This is a genomic window from Parafrankia colletiae (assembly GCF_001854655.1).
In the GTDB taxonomy this organism is placed as follows: Bacteria; Actinomycetota; Actinomycetes; order Frankiales; family Frankiaceae; genus Parafrankia; species Parafrankia colletiae.
Map to the genome: position 1 here is coordinate 52729 of NZ_MBLM01000135.1, position 16402 is coordinate 69130.

Annotated in this window: 8 protein-coding genes; all 8 read right to left on the reverse strand. The window is 75.4% G+C overall.

Features of this window, described 5'->3' with window-relative positions; translation table 11 throughout:
• Window positions 1–15: 15 nt before the first annotated feature.
• Entirely contained in the window at window positions 16–1362 is a 1347-nt protein-coding gene (locus tag CC117_RS22845; protein ID WP_071087444.1) for an acetyl-CoA carboxylase biotin carboxylase subunit, read from the reverse strand.
• Window positions 1359–2069 carry an acetyl-CoA carboxylase biotin carboxyl carrier protein gene (locus CC117_RS22850; protein WP_071087446.1) on the reverse strand — a complete coding sequence of 237 codons (711 nt, stop codon included), beginning with the start codon at window positions 2067–2069 and terminating at the stop codon, window positions 1359–1361. The genes CC117_RS22845 and CC117_RS22850 overlap by 4 nt, the downstream gene beginning before the upstream one ends.
• A complete protein-coding gene (gene accD / locus CC117_RS22855) occupies window positions 2066–3892 on the reverse strand; it encodes an acetyl-CoA carboxylase, carboxyltransferase subunit beta (protein ID WP_071087448.1) in 1827 nt (608 codons plus the stop codon). The genes CC117_RS22850 and accD overlap by 4 nt, the downstream gene beginning before the upstream one ends.
• Entirely contained in the window at window positions 3889–5553 is a 1665-nt protein-coding gene (locus CC117_RS22860) for a PfaD family polyunsaturated fatty acid/polyketide biosynthesis protein (RefSeq protein WP_071087450.1), read from the reverse strand. The genes accD and CC117_RS22860 overlap by 4 nt, the downstream gene beginning before the upstream one ends.
• Window positions 5547–7844, reverse strand: a complete 2298-nt coding sequence (locus CC117_RS22865; RefSeq protein ID WP_071087452.1) for a hotdog family protein — start codon at window positions 7842–7844, stop codon at window positions 5547–5549. Before CC117_RS22865 ends, CC117_RS22860 begins: the two co-directional genes overlap by 7 nt.
• Window positions 7841–14740 (reverse strand): SDR family NAD(P)-dependent oxidoreductase, encoded by a 6900-nt coding sequence (locus CC117_RS22870; RefSeq protein ID WP_407673575.1) that lies wholly within the window; start codon window positions 14738–14740, stop codon window positions 7841–7843. The genes CC117_RS22865 and CC117_RS22870 overlap by 4 nt, the downstream gene beginning before the upstream one ends.
• Window positions 14741–14830: 90 nt before the next feature.
• Window positions 14831–15481 (reverse strand): SGNH/GDSL hydrolase family protein, encoded by a 651-nt coding sequence (locus tag CC117_RS22875; RefSeq protein ID WP_071087457.1) that lies wholly within the window; start codon window positions 15479–15481, stop codon window positions 14831–14833.
• Complete coding sequence (locus CC117_RS22880; protein WP_071087459.1) at window positions 15478–16401, reverse strand: alpha/beta hydrolase family protein; 924 nt, start codon at window positions 16399–16401, stop codon at window positions 15478–15480. Before CC117_RS22880 ends, CC117_RS22875 begins: the two co-directional genes overlap by 4 nt.
• Window position 16402 lies beyond the last annotated feature (1 nt).

A 16402-nucleotide genomic window follows, 5' to 3' on the forward strand; every position in this document is an offset into this window, starting at 1 on the left:
TCAGTGTGGCACGAGTCAGGACATGAGGTTCTCGATCAGGACGGTGTCGTGCTCGGCGGCGACGAAGCGGGGATGGTCGAGGAGGCCGCGGAGGAACTCGGCGGTGGTGACGACGCCCGGGCCCTGGGCGCGCAGCTCGTCGAGGGCGCGGCGCATCCGGGCCAGGGCGCGGGGCCGGTCCGGGGCCCAGACGACGACCTTCGCGAGCAGCGAGTCGTAGTAGGCGGGAATGCGGTAGCCGGGGGTGGCGTGGGTGTCGACCCGGACGAACGGTCCGGCCGGGACGGCGAAGTCGGTGAGGGTGCCGGGCGCGGGGGCGAAGTCGCGGCGCGGGTTCTCGGCGTTGATGCGGCATTCGATCGACACCCCACGGGCGTCGACGTCCGCCTGGGCGAAACCGAGCGGCTCGCCGGCGGCGATCCGGATCTGTTCGGCGACCAGGTCGAGGCCGGTCACCATCTCGGTGACGGGGTGCTCCACCTGGAGGCGGCAGTTGACCTCCATGAAGTAGAAGCGGCCCTGCGGGTCGACAAGGAACTCGAAGGTCCCGGCGCCGACGTACCCGCTGGCGAGGGTGCCGCGCACGGCGGCGGCGCACAGCGGCTCGACGATCTCGGGTGGCAGGCCGGGGGCGGGCGTCTCCTCGACCAGCTTCTGGTGGCGCCGCTGCAGGGAGCAGTCGCGGGCGCCGAGGTGGACGGCGGTGCCGTGCGCGTCGGCCAGCACCTGGACCTCCACGTGGCGCGCGGAGGCGAGGTAACGCTCGACGTAGAGACGGCCGTCGCCGAACACCGCCTGGGCGGTCGCGCGGGTGTGCCGGTAGGCGCGGTCGAAGGCGTCGGGGTCGTGCACGACGCTCATGCCGCGCCCGCCGCCGCCGGCCGCGGCCTTGATGATGACCGGGTAACCGATCTCGGTGGCGGTCACGGCCGCCGCCTCGGGCTGGTCGGCGGTGCCACGGCTGCCGGGTAGCAGCGGCAGCCCGGCCTCGGCCATGATCCGGCGGGCGACGGCCTTGTCGCCGAGGCGGGCCATGACGTCCGGCGGCGGGCCGATGAACGTGAGGTCCTCGGCCGCGCAGATCTCGGCGAAGTCGGGGTTCTCGGACAGGAACCCGTACCCGGGGTGGATGGCGTCGGCCCCGCGGATGCGTGYGGCCTCGATGACCGCCGGCATGTTCAGATAGCTCTCCCGCGACGGTCCCGGGCCGATCTGGACGGACTCGTCGGCGAACGCGACGACGGCGCTGTCACGGTCGGCCGTGGAGTACGCGGCCACGGTGGCGATGCCCAGCTCGCGGCAGCTGCGGGCGATCCGCAGCGCGATCTCGCCGCGGTTGGCGATCAGAACCTTCTTGATCATCGGCTGTCGCCGTGCGGCACGTCGACGTCCAGGGTGAGCAGGGGCTGGCCGTACTCCACCGGGGTGGCGTCGGCGACGAGGATCTCGCGGACCCGGCCGCCGCGCTCCGCCTCGACCGGGATCATCAGCTTCATCGCCTCGATGATCCCGACCTGCTGGCCGGGGACGACGGTGTCACCGGCCCGGACGAACGGGTCCGCGCCCGGCTCGGGGGCGTGGTAGAAGACGCCGACGGTGTGCGCCGGGACGACGAACGCGAGCGCGTCGTCGGAGCCGTCATGCGCCGCCGTGTCCGCCGACCCTGCTGCTGCTGCCGTCGTCGGTCCCGTGGCTCCGGGCACGGCGGGCAGCGATGCCGGTGCCGACGGGAACGCGGCGGGTGGGCGCGCGGCGCCGTGCGGGGAGACGTCCCGGCGGTCGGCCGCGGCCGGCGCGGACCCGCCTGGCCCGGCGGATCCGTCCGGCGTCGTCCAGTCGATCTCCACGGCGAGGTCGCCGGCGGACACCCGGACCCGGCTCACGGGTCGTGCCCCGCCGGCGCCCGCCTCCTGCGCGGCGAGGCGCAGGACGGCCAGCACCTCGCCGAGTCCGCTCTGCCCGTGCTCGCCGTTCTGGCCTGCGGGTGCGGGTGCGGGCTTGGGTGTGGTGGGTGCGGCGGGTGTGGGGGCCAGTGTCGTGGAGGTGCCGTTGGCGGTGGTGATGGTCAAGAGGATCGCCTCGCCTCGTCGAGATCGGCGGTGGAGCGGTGTCCACCCATCGGCGGGCGTGCCGCCGGGACGCTGGGGGCGGTGGCTGGTGGCGCGGTGATTGGGGTGGTGGGGGTGGGAGTGGTGGGGGTGCCGAAGCGGCGGAAGCGGGCCCGGCGGCCCGAGACGAGCGTCGGCGGGTCGAGGGGGATGAGCTCCGCGAGCGTGCTGGTGAGCGCGGCCCGCAGCGCGTCGGCGGCGCCGAGCGGGTCGACGTCCGCGCCGCCGTCGGGCTCGGGGATCACCCCGTCGACGATGCCGGCCGTCAGCAGGGCGCGGGCGTCGACCCGCAGCGCGGCGGCCGCGTCGGGGCCGGCCGCCGGGTCCTTCCACAGGATGGCGGCGCAGCCCTCGGGGCTGATCACCGAGTAGATCGCGTTCGCGCACATCAGCACCCGGTCGGCGACCGCGAGGGCGAGCGCGCCACCGCTGCCGCCCTCGCCGGTGACCACCGCGACGACGGGCACCGGCAGCCCGGCCATCAGGCGCAGGTTCTGCGCGATGGCGACGGCCTGGCCGTTCTCCTCGGCCTCGATGCCGGGATGGGCCCCGGCGGTGTCGATCAGGGTGATGACCGGCAGGCCCAGCTTCGCGGCCAGCCGCATCACCCGGGCGGCCTTGCGGTAGCCGCCGGGGGAGGGCATCCCGTAGGCGCGGGCGGACAGCTCGGCCGCCGTGTGGCCCTTCTGTGTTCCGATGACGACGACCGGCGTCCCGTCGAGGCGGCCGAGGCCGGCGACCATGGCCGGGCAGTCGGCGGCGGCCCGGTCGCCGTGCAGCTCGGTCCAGTCCTCGACCAGCGCCCCGATGTAGTCCAGCGCGCTGGGGCGGCCGAGCCGGCGGGCGAGTCGCACTGCCTCCCACGGGTGCCGCTGCACCAGAAGCCCGGGCTCCCGAACGACATCCCGGCCGGGCGCGGCGGCGGGCATCGTGGCGGCGGGTGTGGACGTCGGGCGACGGGTGGCGACGCCGAGCAGCCGCGCGAGCGTCGGGCGCAGCGCCGGGCGCGGGCTGATCAGGTCGACGACGCCGTGCTCCAGCAGGAACTCGGCGGTCTGGAAGCCGGGCGGCAGGGTCTCGCGGATGGTCTGCTCGATCACCCGGGCGCCGGCGAAGCCGAGCCGGGCACCGGGCTCGGCGATGATGACGTCGGTCAGCGTGGCGAACGAGGCGGCGACCCCGCCGAACGTCGGGTCGGTGATCAGCGAGACGGTCAGGATGCCGGCCTCGTCGAGCTGGCCGATGGCCTGCGCGGTCTTGGCCATCTGCATCAGGGAGAGGGCCCCCTCCTGCATCCGCGCGCCGCCGGAGGCGGTCACCAGCAGCAGCGGGGTGCGCTCCCGCAGGGCGATCTCGCACGCGCCGGTGATGGCCTCGCCGACGGCGGCGCCGAGGCTGCCGCCGAGGAAGCGGAAGTCCATCACCGCGGTCACGACGGGGCAGCCCTCGATGGTGCCGCGGGCGACCAGGACCGCCTCGGGCATGCCGGTCGAGGCGCGGGCGGCGCGCAGCCGGTCGGCGTAGGGCCGGGTGTCGACGAAGTCCAGGGGGTCGGCCGCGGTGACCGGGGTGGCGACGATCTCGGCGGAGCCCTCGTCGAGCAGCAGGTCGACCCGCTGGGCGGCGGTCAGCCGGGCGTGCCAGCCGCATTCGGGGCAGACGTGCCCGCCGCGGGCGAAGCGCCGCCCGTAGATCATCCGTCGGCAGCCGTCGCAGACGAGCCAGGCGGGTGTCCCGCCGTCCACGTCCACCTCGGGCTGGTGCTGGAGTACGGGTGCAGTCATGTCCGTTGGTCCTGTTCTGCGGGGCCGGAGCCGGCGGGGCCAGCGGGGCCCGCGCCGTTGCCGGGGGCATGGCCCGGGCGGGGGCGGGCGCGCGGCAGGTAGGTGGTGGTCGCGGTCGGCAGCCGGACGCCGGCCTGCGCCAGCACCGCCACCCGGGACGTGAACGCGGCGCCGTGCATCAGCTCGGTGGCGATCGCGGCGGCGTGCCGGTTCTCCAGCGGCTCCAGCGAGCTGGCGCGCACCCAGGAGTTGAACGCCCCCATCGCCGGCCCGCACCAGACCTGGTAGTCGGCGACGCGGTCCGGCGTGCCGGTGATGCTCCACCCCGACGACAGGCCGAGGTACCAGCGGAACACCAGCGCCATCCGCCGCTTCGGGTCATCCTTCGCTCGTTCGATCTGGTCGGGGTCGCGGGTCGTGAAGTAGGCGACCGTGTCCGCCCAGACGTCGTCGAGCGGCCGGTGGAAGATCCGCCGCTCGAGCGCGGCGCGCTCGTCGGCGGGGATGTCGTCCAGGCTGTCGTGCCGGTGGTAGAGGTCGTAGAGCCGGCGGGCCTTCGAGGCGAACATGGTGCCCCGGCTCAGCACCTGCACCTCCGCGCCGATCTCGAACATGTCCGCGGACGGGGCCTGGGCGCAGTCGGTGACCCCGGCGGCGGCCAGCAGGCGTTTGGTGGCCGGCGACTGCGCGGCCTCGACCGCCGCCTGGTTGACCGAGCCGGTCACCACGTAGTCCGCGCCGAGGGCGAAGGCGGCGGCGACGGCCCGGGGGGTGCCCAGTCCGCCGGCGGCCCCGACCCGGACGGGCCAGCCGCCGGTCTCGGCGCGCCGGGCGTCCCGCAGCGCGAGCAGCTCGGGGAGCAGGACGGGCAGCGGCCGGCGGTCGGTGTGGCCGCCGGAGTCCGCCTCGGCGGTCACGTCGTCCGCGAGGGGCACCGCGGCGGCGAGCGCGGCCTGCTCGGCGCTGACCAGCCCCTGCTCGACCAGCGGACGGACCAGCGCGGCCGGCGCCGGCCGCAGGAACAGGTCGGCGACCTCCGTCCGCGACACCTTGGCGACGACGCGGTTGTCCGCGACGACCCGCCCGTCCGGGCCACGGCGCAGGCCGGCCAGCCGGTAGCGCACCACCTGCGGGGTCAGGTCCAGGAAGGCGGAGGCCTCGATGCAGCGCACCTGGTGGCGCAGACAGGCGTCGACGACGTCCCGCTCCATCGCGGCCTCGTTCGGACTGTGGATCAGGTTGCAGGCGAACCGACGTCCGCCGACCCGCCGCCGGATGTCGGCGAGCGCCTCGTCCACCCGCGCGGCGACGACACCGGCCGCGCCGAAGGAGGCGAGGTAGCCCGCCCGGGCCAGGTTGACGACCAGGTCGGCCGAGGCGATGCCGTTCGCCATCGACCCGGCCATGTACGCCTGGTCCACACCGTGGTCGCGGCGGRAGGCGGGGGAGCCGAGTCGTCGCGGCGGCAGCGGCCCGGCGGCGGCCAGCACCTGCCCGGCCGCGGCGGCGGCCCGCTCGTCGCCGGTGACCGCGATCCCCGTCGTGTCGCGCACGACGTAGACAGGGCGGTCCAGGTCGGCGAGCACCTCGTGGACGTCCCGCGGGGCACGCGCGAGCACCGGAACCGGCACCCGTGCCGGCAGCACAGTCGCGCTCACCATGACGGCGCACCCTCGTCCCGAAGCTCGATGGCGATGTCGGTCAGCTCGTAGATGCGCATCGTCGGCTTCCACAGGCTCGCGTCGGCGGTGACGCGGACCCGGCCGGGCCGGCGGCTGACGTCGGAAATGTGCACCTCCAGGGTGAACGTCCCGTCCGAGGGGAGCAGCTGGCCCCGGTACTTCCAGTGCAGGGTCACGCCGACGGGCAGGACGAACCCGGGCCGTGCCATCCCGTCCGCGTGCCCGGCGTCGACGGCCCACTCCTGCAGTGCCTGGATCACCGCCTCCACCCCGAGCGAGCCGGGGATCACCGGGTCCAGGTGGAAGTGCCGGGCGAAGAACCAGTCCCCGGGGTCGATCGGCCGCTGCGCGCGCAGGTAGCCGCGCCCGTGCCGGCCGCCGCCGTCGACGACCTCGACGTCGTCGAGCAGCGCCAGCTGGCCCCGCGCGCACAGCGGCGCGGCCGGGTCCGCGCGCCGCGCGGCCACGTCGATCGTGCGGATCGCCGGCCGCTCCCGCTCGTCGAAGGCGTCCAGCCAGGTCGGGACGAGCCGGCCGCCGTCCAGTCCGGTCTGGCGGGCCAGGGCCGGGGCGTTGAAGTACCCGAACATCGACTCGCCGCGGTAGAACGGCTCGCCGTCGACCGCCATCTCGTAGGAGAAGTCCTGCAGCGCCGTCCCGGGCATCGGGTTCGTCGACAGCAGCGTCGAGTGCTGGCGGATGGTCGCGTCGCGCAGCTCCACCTCGCGCAGCACCGTGGCGCTGCCGCCGAGGTTGCGCAGGCTGTAGTCCTCGGCCGGCTCGGCCACGGTGGCCCCGAGGTAGTAGCCGAGCAGCAGTGCCGACTGCAGGGACGTCTCCATGTACACGCAGTTGGGCATGGAGGCGTTCGCCGTGTCGGCGAAGTACCAGCAGTCCGCCGCCGCGTCGTACTCGGTGACGTGGGTGGCCCCGCCGCGCAGGTCGCCGCGGCGGGAGTCCGTCGCCATGATCCGGTCGACGAGCCGCAGCCCGCCGCCGGGCAGCCGGGTGGCCCGCCGGCCCCGGTAGCCGCCGAACTCCGGGCCGAGCCCGATGCCCTGGTCCCCGCGGGCGCAGTGCGCCATGTGGAACTCGCTGAGCAGGGCCCGCTCCCCGGCGGCGTTGCGCCGGCCGAGGTCGGCCGGCACCGCACCGCCGTGCTCGGGCCCGACCGGCGCGCCGGGCCGCTCCCGGACGGTGACGGCGACGTCGTCGAGCTCGGCGACGAGCCGACCGTCCGCGTGCACCAGCACACGGGCGGCGAGCCACGGCCGCGGCAGGAGATCGATCGTGCCGACCTCGAGCTGGATCTCCCCGCCCGCGCCGTCCCAGCCCTGCCCCGCGTCGGTGAGGCGCACCGACGCGGTGGGGTGGGCCGGGCCGGTGCGCGGGCGGCCGTCCGGATCCTCGGTGGGCGCCTCGGGGACGAAGCGTGCGTCCGCCAGGCACAGGTGCAGCCCGGCGTACAGCGCGAACACCCGCACCGCCTGCCCCGCCGCCGCCAGCAGCCCGCGGGCCAGCGCATCACCCACCGGCCCCCCGCCAGTGGAACCGCTGTTCGCGGGCGTGGTTGCCAGCGGCAGCAGCCCGGCGCGCAGGGAGCCGGCGCTCTGGGCGCCGCCCCGCAGGCGCAGGTCCGCGACCCAGCCGAGGAGCGTCGGTACTCCGGACTCCGTCAGCGTGACGTCCGGGTTGACGCCGTGCTGCTCGTAGGGAGCCCCGAAGACGGCCGCCACCTCGCCGCGGCTCAGCGCGGCCAGGTCGGCCGCGTCCAGCGCGTCACGCGACGTGCGCGCCAGCGGCTTGAAGGACGCCTCCGTGATCCGAGGGCTGGTCTCCTGCGGAGCCGCCGTCGCGGGTCCTGCCGGCCCTGCGGTCAGGGCCGGCGGTGCCGAGGGACGTCGCCCAGGCGCCGGGAGCCGGGCAGGTGCCGGAAGCTCAGCCCCGAGGGAACGGGACGGACCGGCGAGGGCGAGCCGGCTCAGCGCGAGCTGCGCGACCAGTGCGGAGTCGTGCGCGGCGGCCACGGCAGCGCTTACCTCCCTGACCACGGCGGCGATCTGCGCGGCGGACCGGCTTCCGCCGGACGGGCCAGGGCTCGGGACCGTGGCCGGCACCGCCCCGCCGGTGGGCGCCAGGTCTGCGCCCACCGGCGCGCTGCTGCCGGCCGCCGTCAGACGGAGGGGGTCGAACGGCTCGCCGTCGAACTCGAGGGTCTCGTCGAACCGGACGGTCTCGTTGAACCGGAGGGTGTCCTCGGCCAGCGTCATGCCGTCACCTCCTGCTGCCAGCGGGCGGCGCCCTCGGCGAACTTCGCGGCCATGTCAGGCGTGCCGACCATGGCCACGTCGTGCAGGCGGACGAGGATCCGCCCGTCGCGGCCGACGGCGGTGACCCGGCTGACGACGCCGGTGTCGCTGACCTTCGCCTCGTCGACCACCACCGCGAACGGCTCGCCCGCGGGCAGCGGCGCCCGGTAGTCGATCCGCCCGACGGCCAGTGGCAGGCAGGCCTGCCCGGTCAGCCAGCGGCCGAGCACGGACGGGCCGTGCAGCAGCAGGTCGGCGAGCGCCGGGTCGTGCGCGGCGCCGGCGAAGGCGCCGTGCGCGACCGGCGCGGCGGGCAGCTGGCACTCGAGGAGCACGCTGTTCGCGCCGCGGTCGAGGATCCGCCGGATCCCGCGGAGCAGCGGTCCGTGGAAGAGCGTGCCGCCGGTGTAGATCGCCAGCCCGTCCTCGCCCGGCGCGGACCAGACGGCGTCGAGCCGCGGCCAGTCCTCCACCTGCGCGGGAGCCGGCAGCTTCGGCGCGAGCACCAGCGTGGCCGCGTACCGGGAGAGCCCGACCGGGCGCGCCCCCGGGCTGCGCACACTCGCCCGCACGACAAGCCGGTCACCGTCACCGGACGGGTCCGGCTCGGGCTCGGCCGCCGCCGCGTGCAGGCGCAGGGTCAGCTCCCCGGTCCCGTCGAACACGACGCCCTTGTGGACGTCGAAGTTCCGGACCTCGACGACGGTGCGTCCCGGATGGGTCCGCTCGGCGGCGTTGACGAGCCAGCCGATCGCGAACGTCGCCGGCAGGACCGGGAACCCGCCGACCTGGTGATGCAGGATCACCGGGTCGGCGGCCAGCTCTGTCAGGTCCCGGCGGGTCACCAGCGCCGTCGCGGGGCGGCTGCCCGCCGCGCCGGTCAGCGCCTCGGCCGAGCCGATGAGAACGCGGACGTCCCCGTCGCGCGGCGGGGTGAACTGGTCGGCGAAGGCCTGCGCCCCGGCCGCCCGGTCGATCAGGGCGACGCCCCGGGAGCGGAACAGCTCCCGCAGGTCGGCGTCGACCATGCCGCCGTCCCAGGCGCCCCAGTCGATCGCGGTGACGTGCCGGGCGGGCTCGGCCTGCTTCCACCCTGCGGCGAGGCGGCCGAGGGCCTCGTTCGCCGCCGCGTAGTCGGCCTGGCCCGGATTACCCATCAGACCCGCGACCGAGGTGAACAGGACGAGGTGGCGCAGCGGCGAGCCGGGCCCGTCCCCGAGTGCCTCGAGGACGTTGCGCAGCCCCGTCAGCTTCGGCGTGAGGACGCGGCGGACGGCGTCCGGCGTCTTCGCCGTGAGCGCGCTGTCCGCGAGCGCCCCGGCGCCGTGCACCAGCGCGCTGGCCACGCCCCGGTAGGGCGCCAGCGCGGTCGCGACCGCCGCCTGGTCGGCGATGTCGACGCTGAGGTAGGTCGCGCTGGCACCGGCGGCCTCCAGTGCCGCCAGGGTGTCGCGGATCTCGCGCCGGGCCAGGACGTCGCGCCGGGCGGCTTCCGCCTGGCGGGGGGTCGGCCGCCCTCCGCCCGTGCCGGCGCGGGCCGCGAGGTCCGCGGCGGCGGCGGCGAGCAGGCCGGCGTCGGGGATCCCGTCCGCCCAGTCCGGATCGGCGTCGGCCTCGGTCCGCCCGAGCAGCACGAAGTGCGCCGGGACCCGCGCCGCGAGTGCTCTGACGCAGTCCGCGGTCACTCCGCGGCCTCCGCCGGTGACGATCACGGTCTCGTCCGGGCCGAGCACGGGAGCGGCGGGGGGCTCGTCCGCGTCCGCTGCCAGGCCGGCCCCGGGGTGTGCCCCGGCGCCGAACGGGCCGGGTCGCACCGTCCAGCGGGTTCCGTCCGCGTCGACACCGACCTCGAGCAGGTCGGTTGCCGCGTCCCACAGCTCGGTCAGTGCCAGCTGCGCCAGCGCTGCCGGCATGTGGGCGGGATCGATGTCGAGAGCGCGGCAGAACAGGGCCGTCTCCTCGCGGGCCAGCGTCTTGACGACACCGGCGACCCCGGCGAGGAGGCCCTGCGCCGCGGGTGCCGTGCCGCGCAGCCCCAGTCCGCCGTCRAGCCGGGTGATCGTGGCGAACGCGGCCCGGCCACCGCGGGCCGCGGCGCGGGCGAGCGGGCCGGCGGCGTGCTTGGCGACCAGGACGGCCTCGCCGAGACGCCGAATCCCCGGCGCCCAGGCAGCAGCGTCGGGCCCGGCGGAGTCGGTGTCCACCCGCGGCGCGGCGAGCAGCAGGAGACACAGGTCGACGGTCCCGTCACCGCCGAGCGCCACGTCGAGAGCCTGCTCGACCGCTGCCGCGTCCCAGCCCGCGAACGGGTCGGCCAGGTCGGTCGCCTCCGACCCGGTACCGGCGGCCGAGGGCGCACTGCCAGGCAGGAACAGGGTGCGGATGGTGAAGCCGCGCTCGATGAGCCCGTCACGCAGGGCGGCCAGGGTCTCGTCGTCGTCAGCCGCACCCCCGGCGTCGACGAGAACCGCGACGGGGCCCGACCCGTAGGGGCTCGCGTCCAGGATGTCGACAGCCGCGGTCGCGACCAGCTCGACGCGCTGACGGGCCAGTGGGGCCTCGTCCGGTCGGCCGGTGCCGGCGGGGGCGCCGGTCGCTGTCGTGTCCGCGGCCTCCACGGGGGTGGAGGTGGCGCCGCCAGCGGATCCGTTGGTGCTGGGGATGCCGGGCGCGCCGGTGGTCAGCGAGGTGAGGACGTGGTTGGTGATGTGGTCGAGGGTGCGCATGTCGGCGAGGCGTTCGGGGCCGACGGCGGGGAGGGTGGGGAAGTGTTCCTGGAGGGCGCCGAGGATCTGGACTCGTTTGATGGAGTCGACGCCGAGGTCGGCTTCGAGGTCCATGGTGGTGTCGATCATTTCGGCGGGGTAGCCGGTCCGGTCGGCCACGACGCCGAGCAGGGCGGCGCGCACCGCGTCCGGGCTGACTGAGACCGCGGCCCCGGCGGCTGGTGCGGTGGCCGTGATGACGGATGTGCCGTTGGTGCTGGGGATGCCGGGCGCGCCGGTGGTCAGCGAGGTGAGGACGTGGTTGGTGATGTGGTCGAGGGTGCGCATGTCGGCGAGGCGTTCGGGGCCGACGGCGGGGAGGGTGGGGAAGTGTTCCTGGAGGGCGCCGAGGATCTGGACTCGTTTGATGGAGTCGACGCCGAGGTCGGCTTCGAGGTCCATGGTGGTGTCGATCATTTCGGCGGGGTAGCCGGTCCGGTCGGCCACGACGCTCAGCAGCGCCGCGCGCACCGCGTCCGGCCCAGGTCCCGCGGGAGCCGTCGCCCCGTTCACGGTGGCCGCGCCGTTGACGCCGGCCGCGCCGTTCGTGCTCACAGCGCCGTTCGCGTGGGCCGCGCCGTTCGCGGCGGCCGCGCCGTTGACGCCGTCGGTGGGCGCCGCGGGGCCGGCATCGCTCGACCTGGCGACGGGACCGCTGCCGGCCTCGCCGTAGGCCCCGGCGACCGGCGGGGCCGCCTCGGGCCGGTACCCGTTTCCGTTGGTCTGCGCCGGCACCAGCGGCACGAACGGAACGGCCGGGCCCGGCGGCGCGATCTCGGTGCGGCCGGGCGGCGTACCGCCGCCGGCGGCGAGGCCGTCCGGCCCGGCCGGCAGCCGCAGGCCCGCGAGCGCGGCGAGGACCTCGTTGGCACGGGTGTGGGTGCGGCCGGCGGCGAGGCTCTGCTCCTTCACGTGCTCGACCGCCGTCGGCACCCAGCCCGGCAGCGCCGCCTCGGTGCCTGAACGCAGCAGGGCGACCAGTTCGCCGGCGATCTGGAGCTGCCCGTCCAGGTAACGGTCGTGCAGGTCGAGGTGCCGGTTCACCGCCTCGGTGACCGCCGCCGGATCGAGCAGCGGCTCACTGACCGCCTCCACCGGCGCGACTGCGTGGGATCCGTTACCGCCCCACGACCCGTCCACCGCCTGCGCCGCAGCGACGGCCGGCTCAGCGGGCGCGGGCTGCGGGGCGGCGGTGGACGGAGCCGCGGACGGTGCGATCGCGACGGACGCCGGTGCTGCCAGCGCACTGACCCGGAAACCGTCGGTCAGGCCGGCCGCGTACAGCGCGCGTCGGGAGTCGGGGATGTACTCCGCGCCCGTCAGCGTGATGGTCATGCCCTTGCGGGCAGGCGCCTCGTCGGCGTCGCCGGAGCGGGACGCGGGGTCGTACCGGTTGATGTCGGCCAGGGGGAGACCGAGCACCGCGAGCTGCACCGCGGCCTGCTTGAGCGCCACGTCGCCGTCGCGCAGCGGGCCACCGTCGGTGGAGACGACCACCACCGGCTGGCCGTCGAGGATGCGGCGGGCGAGCTGGGCGAGGACCTGCTTCGGCCCGAACTCCACGAAGACGTTGCAGCCGTCGGCGCGCATCGCCTCGACACCGGCGACGAAGTCGACAGGCGCCAGCAGCTGGCCGGCGAGCACGGCGCGGTTCGCCGCCGGGTCCGCGCCGTAGGCAGCGCCGGCTGTGTTGGCGTACACCGGCGAGGCCGGAACCCCGACGCCGACGGCGTCCAGCTCCTGGGCGAAGCGGTCGACCGCGTGGCCGACGTGGCGGGTGTGGAACGCGGCCGAGACCGGCAGCAGCCGGCCGGTCATGCCGCGCCGCGCCAGCTCCTCGAGCACCTCGGCGACGGCCTGCGTGCCGCCGCCGACGACGACCTGGTCGGGCGCGTTGTGGTTGCACACGACCACGTCCGGAAACGCGCCGAGGATCTCCTCGATCTGCTCCCGGCCGGCCTGGACGGCTGCCATGGTGCCCGGGTCGGCAGCCTCGGGGCCGCTGGCAGCCGTGTCGGCGGTGTCGGCCGGGTTGGCGGGAGGTGCCATCGCGGCGCCGCGGGCGCGGGCGAGGCGGAAGAAGGCGGTGTCGTCCAGTGCCCCGGCGGCCCACAGCGCGGTCAGCTCGCCGAAGCTGTGGCCGAGGTGGCCGGCGCAGCGCAGGCCGAGCTCGGTCAGGTACCGGTACTGGCCGGCGGACAGCGCGCCGATCGCCGGCTGGGCGTACCGGGTGGCGCGCAGCCGGGACTCCTGCTCCTGGCGCAGCTCCGGGTCGAACACGGGCGGCGGGTACATGACCGCGGCGAGCGGGGTCGCGTCGTCGGTGAACGCGGCGTTCGCGTCGTCGACGGCCTGCGCGACGGTCGGCACGCCGAGGACGGCGTCCAGGCCCATCTCCAGGTACTGGCTGCCCTGGCCGGCGTACAGCGCCCCGACCCGCGCGTCGGGCAGGGCCCGGCGGCGGTAGTACACCCCGGCCGGGTGGGTCCACTCGTCGGCGTCGGGCGCGGCGGTGAGCTGCCCGAGCGCGATCCGGCGCAGGTCCGCGCCGTCCGCGTCGCCGGGCGCGGTGACGAAGCCGATCCGGGCGTGGTCCGCGGGGACCGGTGCCGCGGTGCCGTCCACCGGCGGGACACCGGACTCGAGGGCGGCGCGCAGCGCGGCCGGGTCCTCGGCATGCCAGAGCCATGCGCGGGCGGTGCGGTGCACCATCCCGGCGGCCGGCCGCAGCGCGCTGTGCTCCTCCAGGACGACGTGGAAGTTCGTGCCCCCGAAGCCCATCGCGGACGCTGCCGCGCGCCGGACCGGCCGGCGCGGGTCCCGGATCCACGGCCGGGTGCGGGTGTTCACGTACAGCGGGGTCGCGTCGTCGGCGAGCGGGCCGGCCGGCCGCTCGACGTTGATCGTCGGCGGCAGCGTCTTCTGGTAGAGGCTGAGCGCCAGCTTCATCAGGCTGGCCGTGCCCGCCGCGCCCTTGGTGTGCCCGATCTGCGACTTGACGCTGCCGATCGCGGCGAAGTGCGTGTGTCCGCCGGCCGCGGCGCGYAGGACGCCGTCCAGCGCGGTGAGCTCGGTGCGGTCGCCGACCGCGGTGCCGGTGGCGTGCGCCTCGAACAGCTCGACGGACGCCGGGGAGCAGTCGGCGTCGGCGTAGGCGCGGCGCAGCGCGCGTTCCTGACCCTCTGCCCGCGGGGCGTAGATGCTCTTCGAACGGCCGTCGCTGGACGAGCCGAGCCCGCGGATGACCGCGTAGATCCGGTTGCCGTCCCGCTCGGCGTCGGCGAGGCGGCGCAGGGCGAGCATGCCGATGCCCTCGCCGATGAGGGTGCCGTCGGCGCCCTCGTCGAACGGGCTGATGCGGTCGGACTTCGACAGCGCCTGCGTCTTGCTGAAGCACATGTAGCCGAAGATCGAGTTCTCGGTGTCGGCGCCACCGGCGATCATCATGTCCGCGCGGCCGTCGACCAGCTCGGCGATCGCCATCCGCACCGCGGACAGTGACGCCGCGCAGGCCGCGTCGACCGTGCTGTTCATCCCACCGAGGCCCAGGCGGTTCGCGACCCGCCCGGCGGTGACGTTCGCCAGCAGACCGGGGAAGGAGTTCTCCTCCCAGGGCGCGAACGCCTCCGCGTAGCGGGTGGCGATGGCCTGGGCGTCGTCCTCGGTCAGCCCGCAGGCGCGCACCACCTCGCGCAGCACCGGCGTCGTGAGCCGCGCGGCCAGCGGGTGCATCAGCGGGACGGGCCCGGTGACACCCAGCACGACCCCGGTCGACTCCGCGTCGTACCAGGCGGAGCTCGGTGCGCCGGCGTCGCGGAGCAGATCCCTCGCCACGACCAGACTGAGGGTCTGCAGGGTGCTGGTGACCTCGAGCTGGTTCGGGGGGAGACCGAACTCCAGCGGGTCGAAGTCGACGTCCGGGACGAAGCCGCCGCGGCGCGAGTAGGTGTGGTCCGGCCTGGTCGGGTCCGCGTCGTAGTAGTCGTCGATGTTCCAGCGGCTGGCCGGGACGTCCTCGATGCAGTCGCGGGCGTCGACGATGTTCTGCCAGAACTCACGGGCGTCACGGGCATGCGGGAAGAGACCCGCCATCCCGACAATGGCTATGGGTGTGTCGGCGAGTCGCCGGGGCGGTTCGCTCTCGCGCACGATGGCCCTTTCCTCAACAGGTGGGACAGGACGTCAGTAGGACAGGAGCCCGACCCCGGCGCCGACGCCCGCGGGCTCGCGGCCGACCGGGGCCATGCCGGTGTGCAGGCCCACGAAGTCGGCCATGGTCTCGGCGAAGTGGTGGTGGCCCCGCGGGTTCGGGTGCAGACCGTCGGCGTCCCACAGCGTCGGGCCGTGCCACTCGGTCGCCGCCCCGATGTCGAGGCACAGCGCGCCGGCCGCCGCGGCGGCCCGGGTCAGGTCCTCGTTCGCGCGGGCGAAACGGTCGCGCAGCAGCGCCCGGAACGGCGCCGGGATGTCCAGGTTCCCGGGGATGTCCGGGTAGGTCGCGGTGAACAGGACGGTGTCCGGGCCGGCGAGGCGACGCAGGATCGCCCGCAGGTTGTGCGCGAAGCGGCCCGGGTCGTAGTCGCTGACCAGGTCGTTCACGCCGCCGATGAACCCGATCATGGTGGCCTTGTTGACCAGGGCGGCCGGTACCTGTCGGTCGAGGATGTGCTGGGTGGTGGCCTGGTGGGTGCCGAGGTTGCGGTAGCCGCCGGGCGGGATCGCGAACAGGTCGGCGAAACGCGGCACCCAGCCGCCGTACGAGCCGTCGGGCCGCAGGTCGCCGCGGCCCTCGGCGAAGCTGTCGCCGAGGACGACCAGCCGTGCGCGGGTCATCGTCCGCCCCCGTGGGAGTCCGTGCCGGCGGGCAGCCGGCCACTGGTGATCCAGGTCGCGGCGGCGCGCCCGATCACCGCGCTGTCCTTGACCCAGGCGAAGTGGTCCCGGTTCTCGACGCCGGAGGACTCCACGACATGCCAGCGGGTGAGCTGTGCGGCAGGCATCCGGGAGCACAGGAAGTCGACGTTCGAGGCCGGGCCGAGCCGGTCGTCGTCCAGCGAGATCGCGAGGACGGGCAGGCCCAGCGTGCGCAGCGCGTCGTCGTGCCGGCGGGAGGAGCCGCGCGGCCGGCACCAGCTCGTCCGCGACTGGCGGGCCCAGTCGACCATGACCTGGCCGGACATCGCCCCGCCGATGAGCATGCCGCCCGGCCAGAAGCCGCGCACCCGGGCGACCAGACCGATCGTCTGGATCTTCCAGAACGCCTCGAACCAGTCCCGGCGTGCGAACGCCCGCCAGTAGGGCGTGCCGGTGCCGATCGTGAGGATGCCGGCGACGTTCCCCGGCGCGGACGCCGCGTGGAACAGCGCCAGCTGGCCGCCGAGGCTGTGCCCGAACAGGTACAGCGGCGCGTCGGGGAAGCGGGCCCGGATCGTGGCGACCACGGCCGGGACGTCCACCTCGATCAGCTCGCGGTAGCCGAAGTTCGGCTGCTCGCGCAGGCCCGGGGTGCTGTCACCGTGGCCGCGCTGGTCGCACAGCACCACCGACAGCCCCGCGCCGTGCAGCGCCGTCGCCAGCGGGAAGTAGTACTTCGCCTTCAGCGCCATCGCCGGCAGCAGCGCGACGACGGGGGACGTCCGGTCCTCCTGCGCCATGATCCGCAGCATCAGTGTGATGCCGTCGCCGACCGGCACCGGCACCTTCTCGGTGGGCACACGGCCCGTGGCGGCCTTCGTCGACTCGGTCGTGGCCATG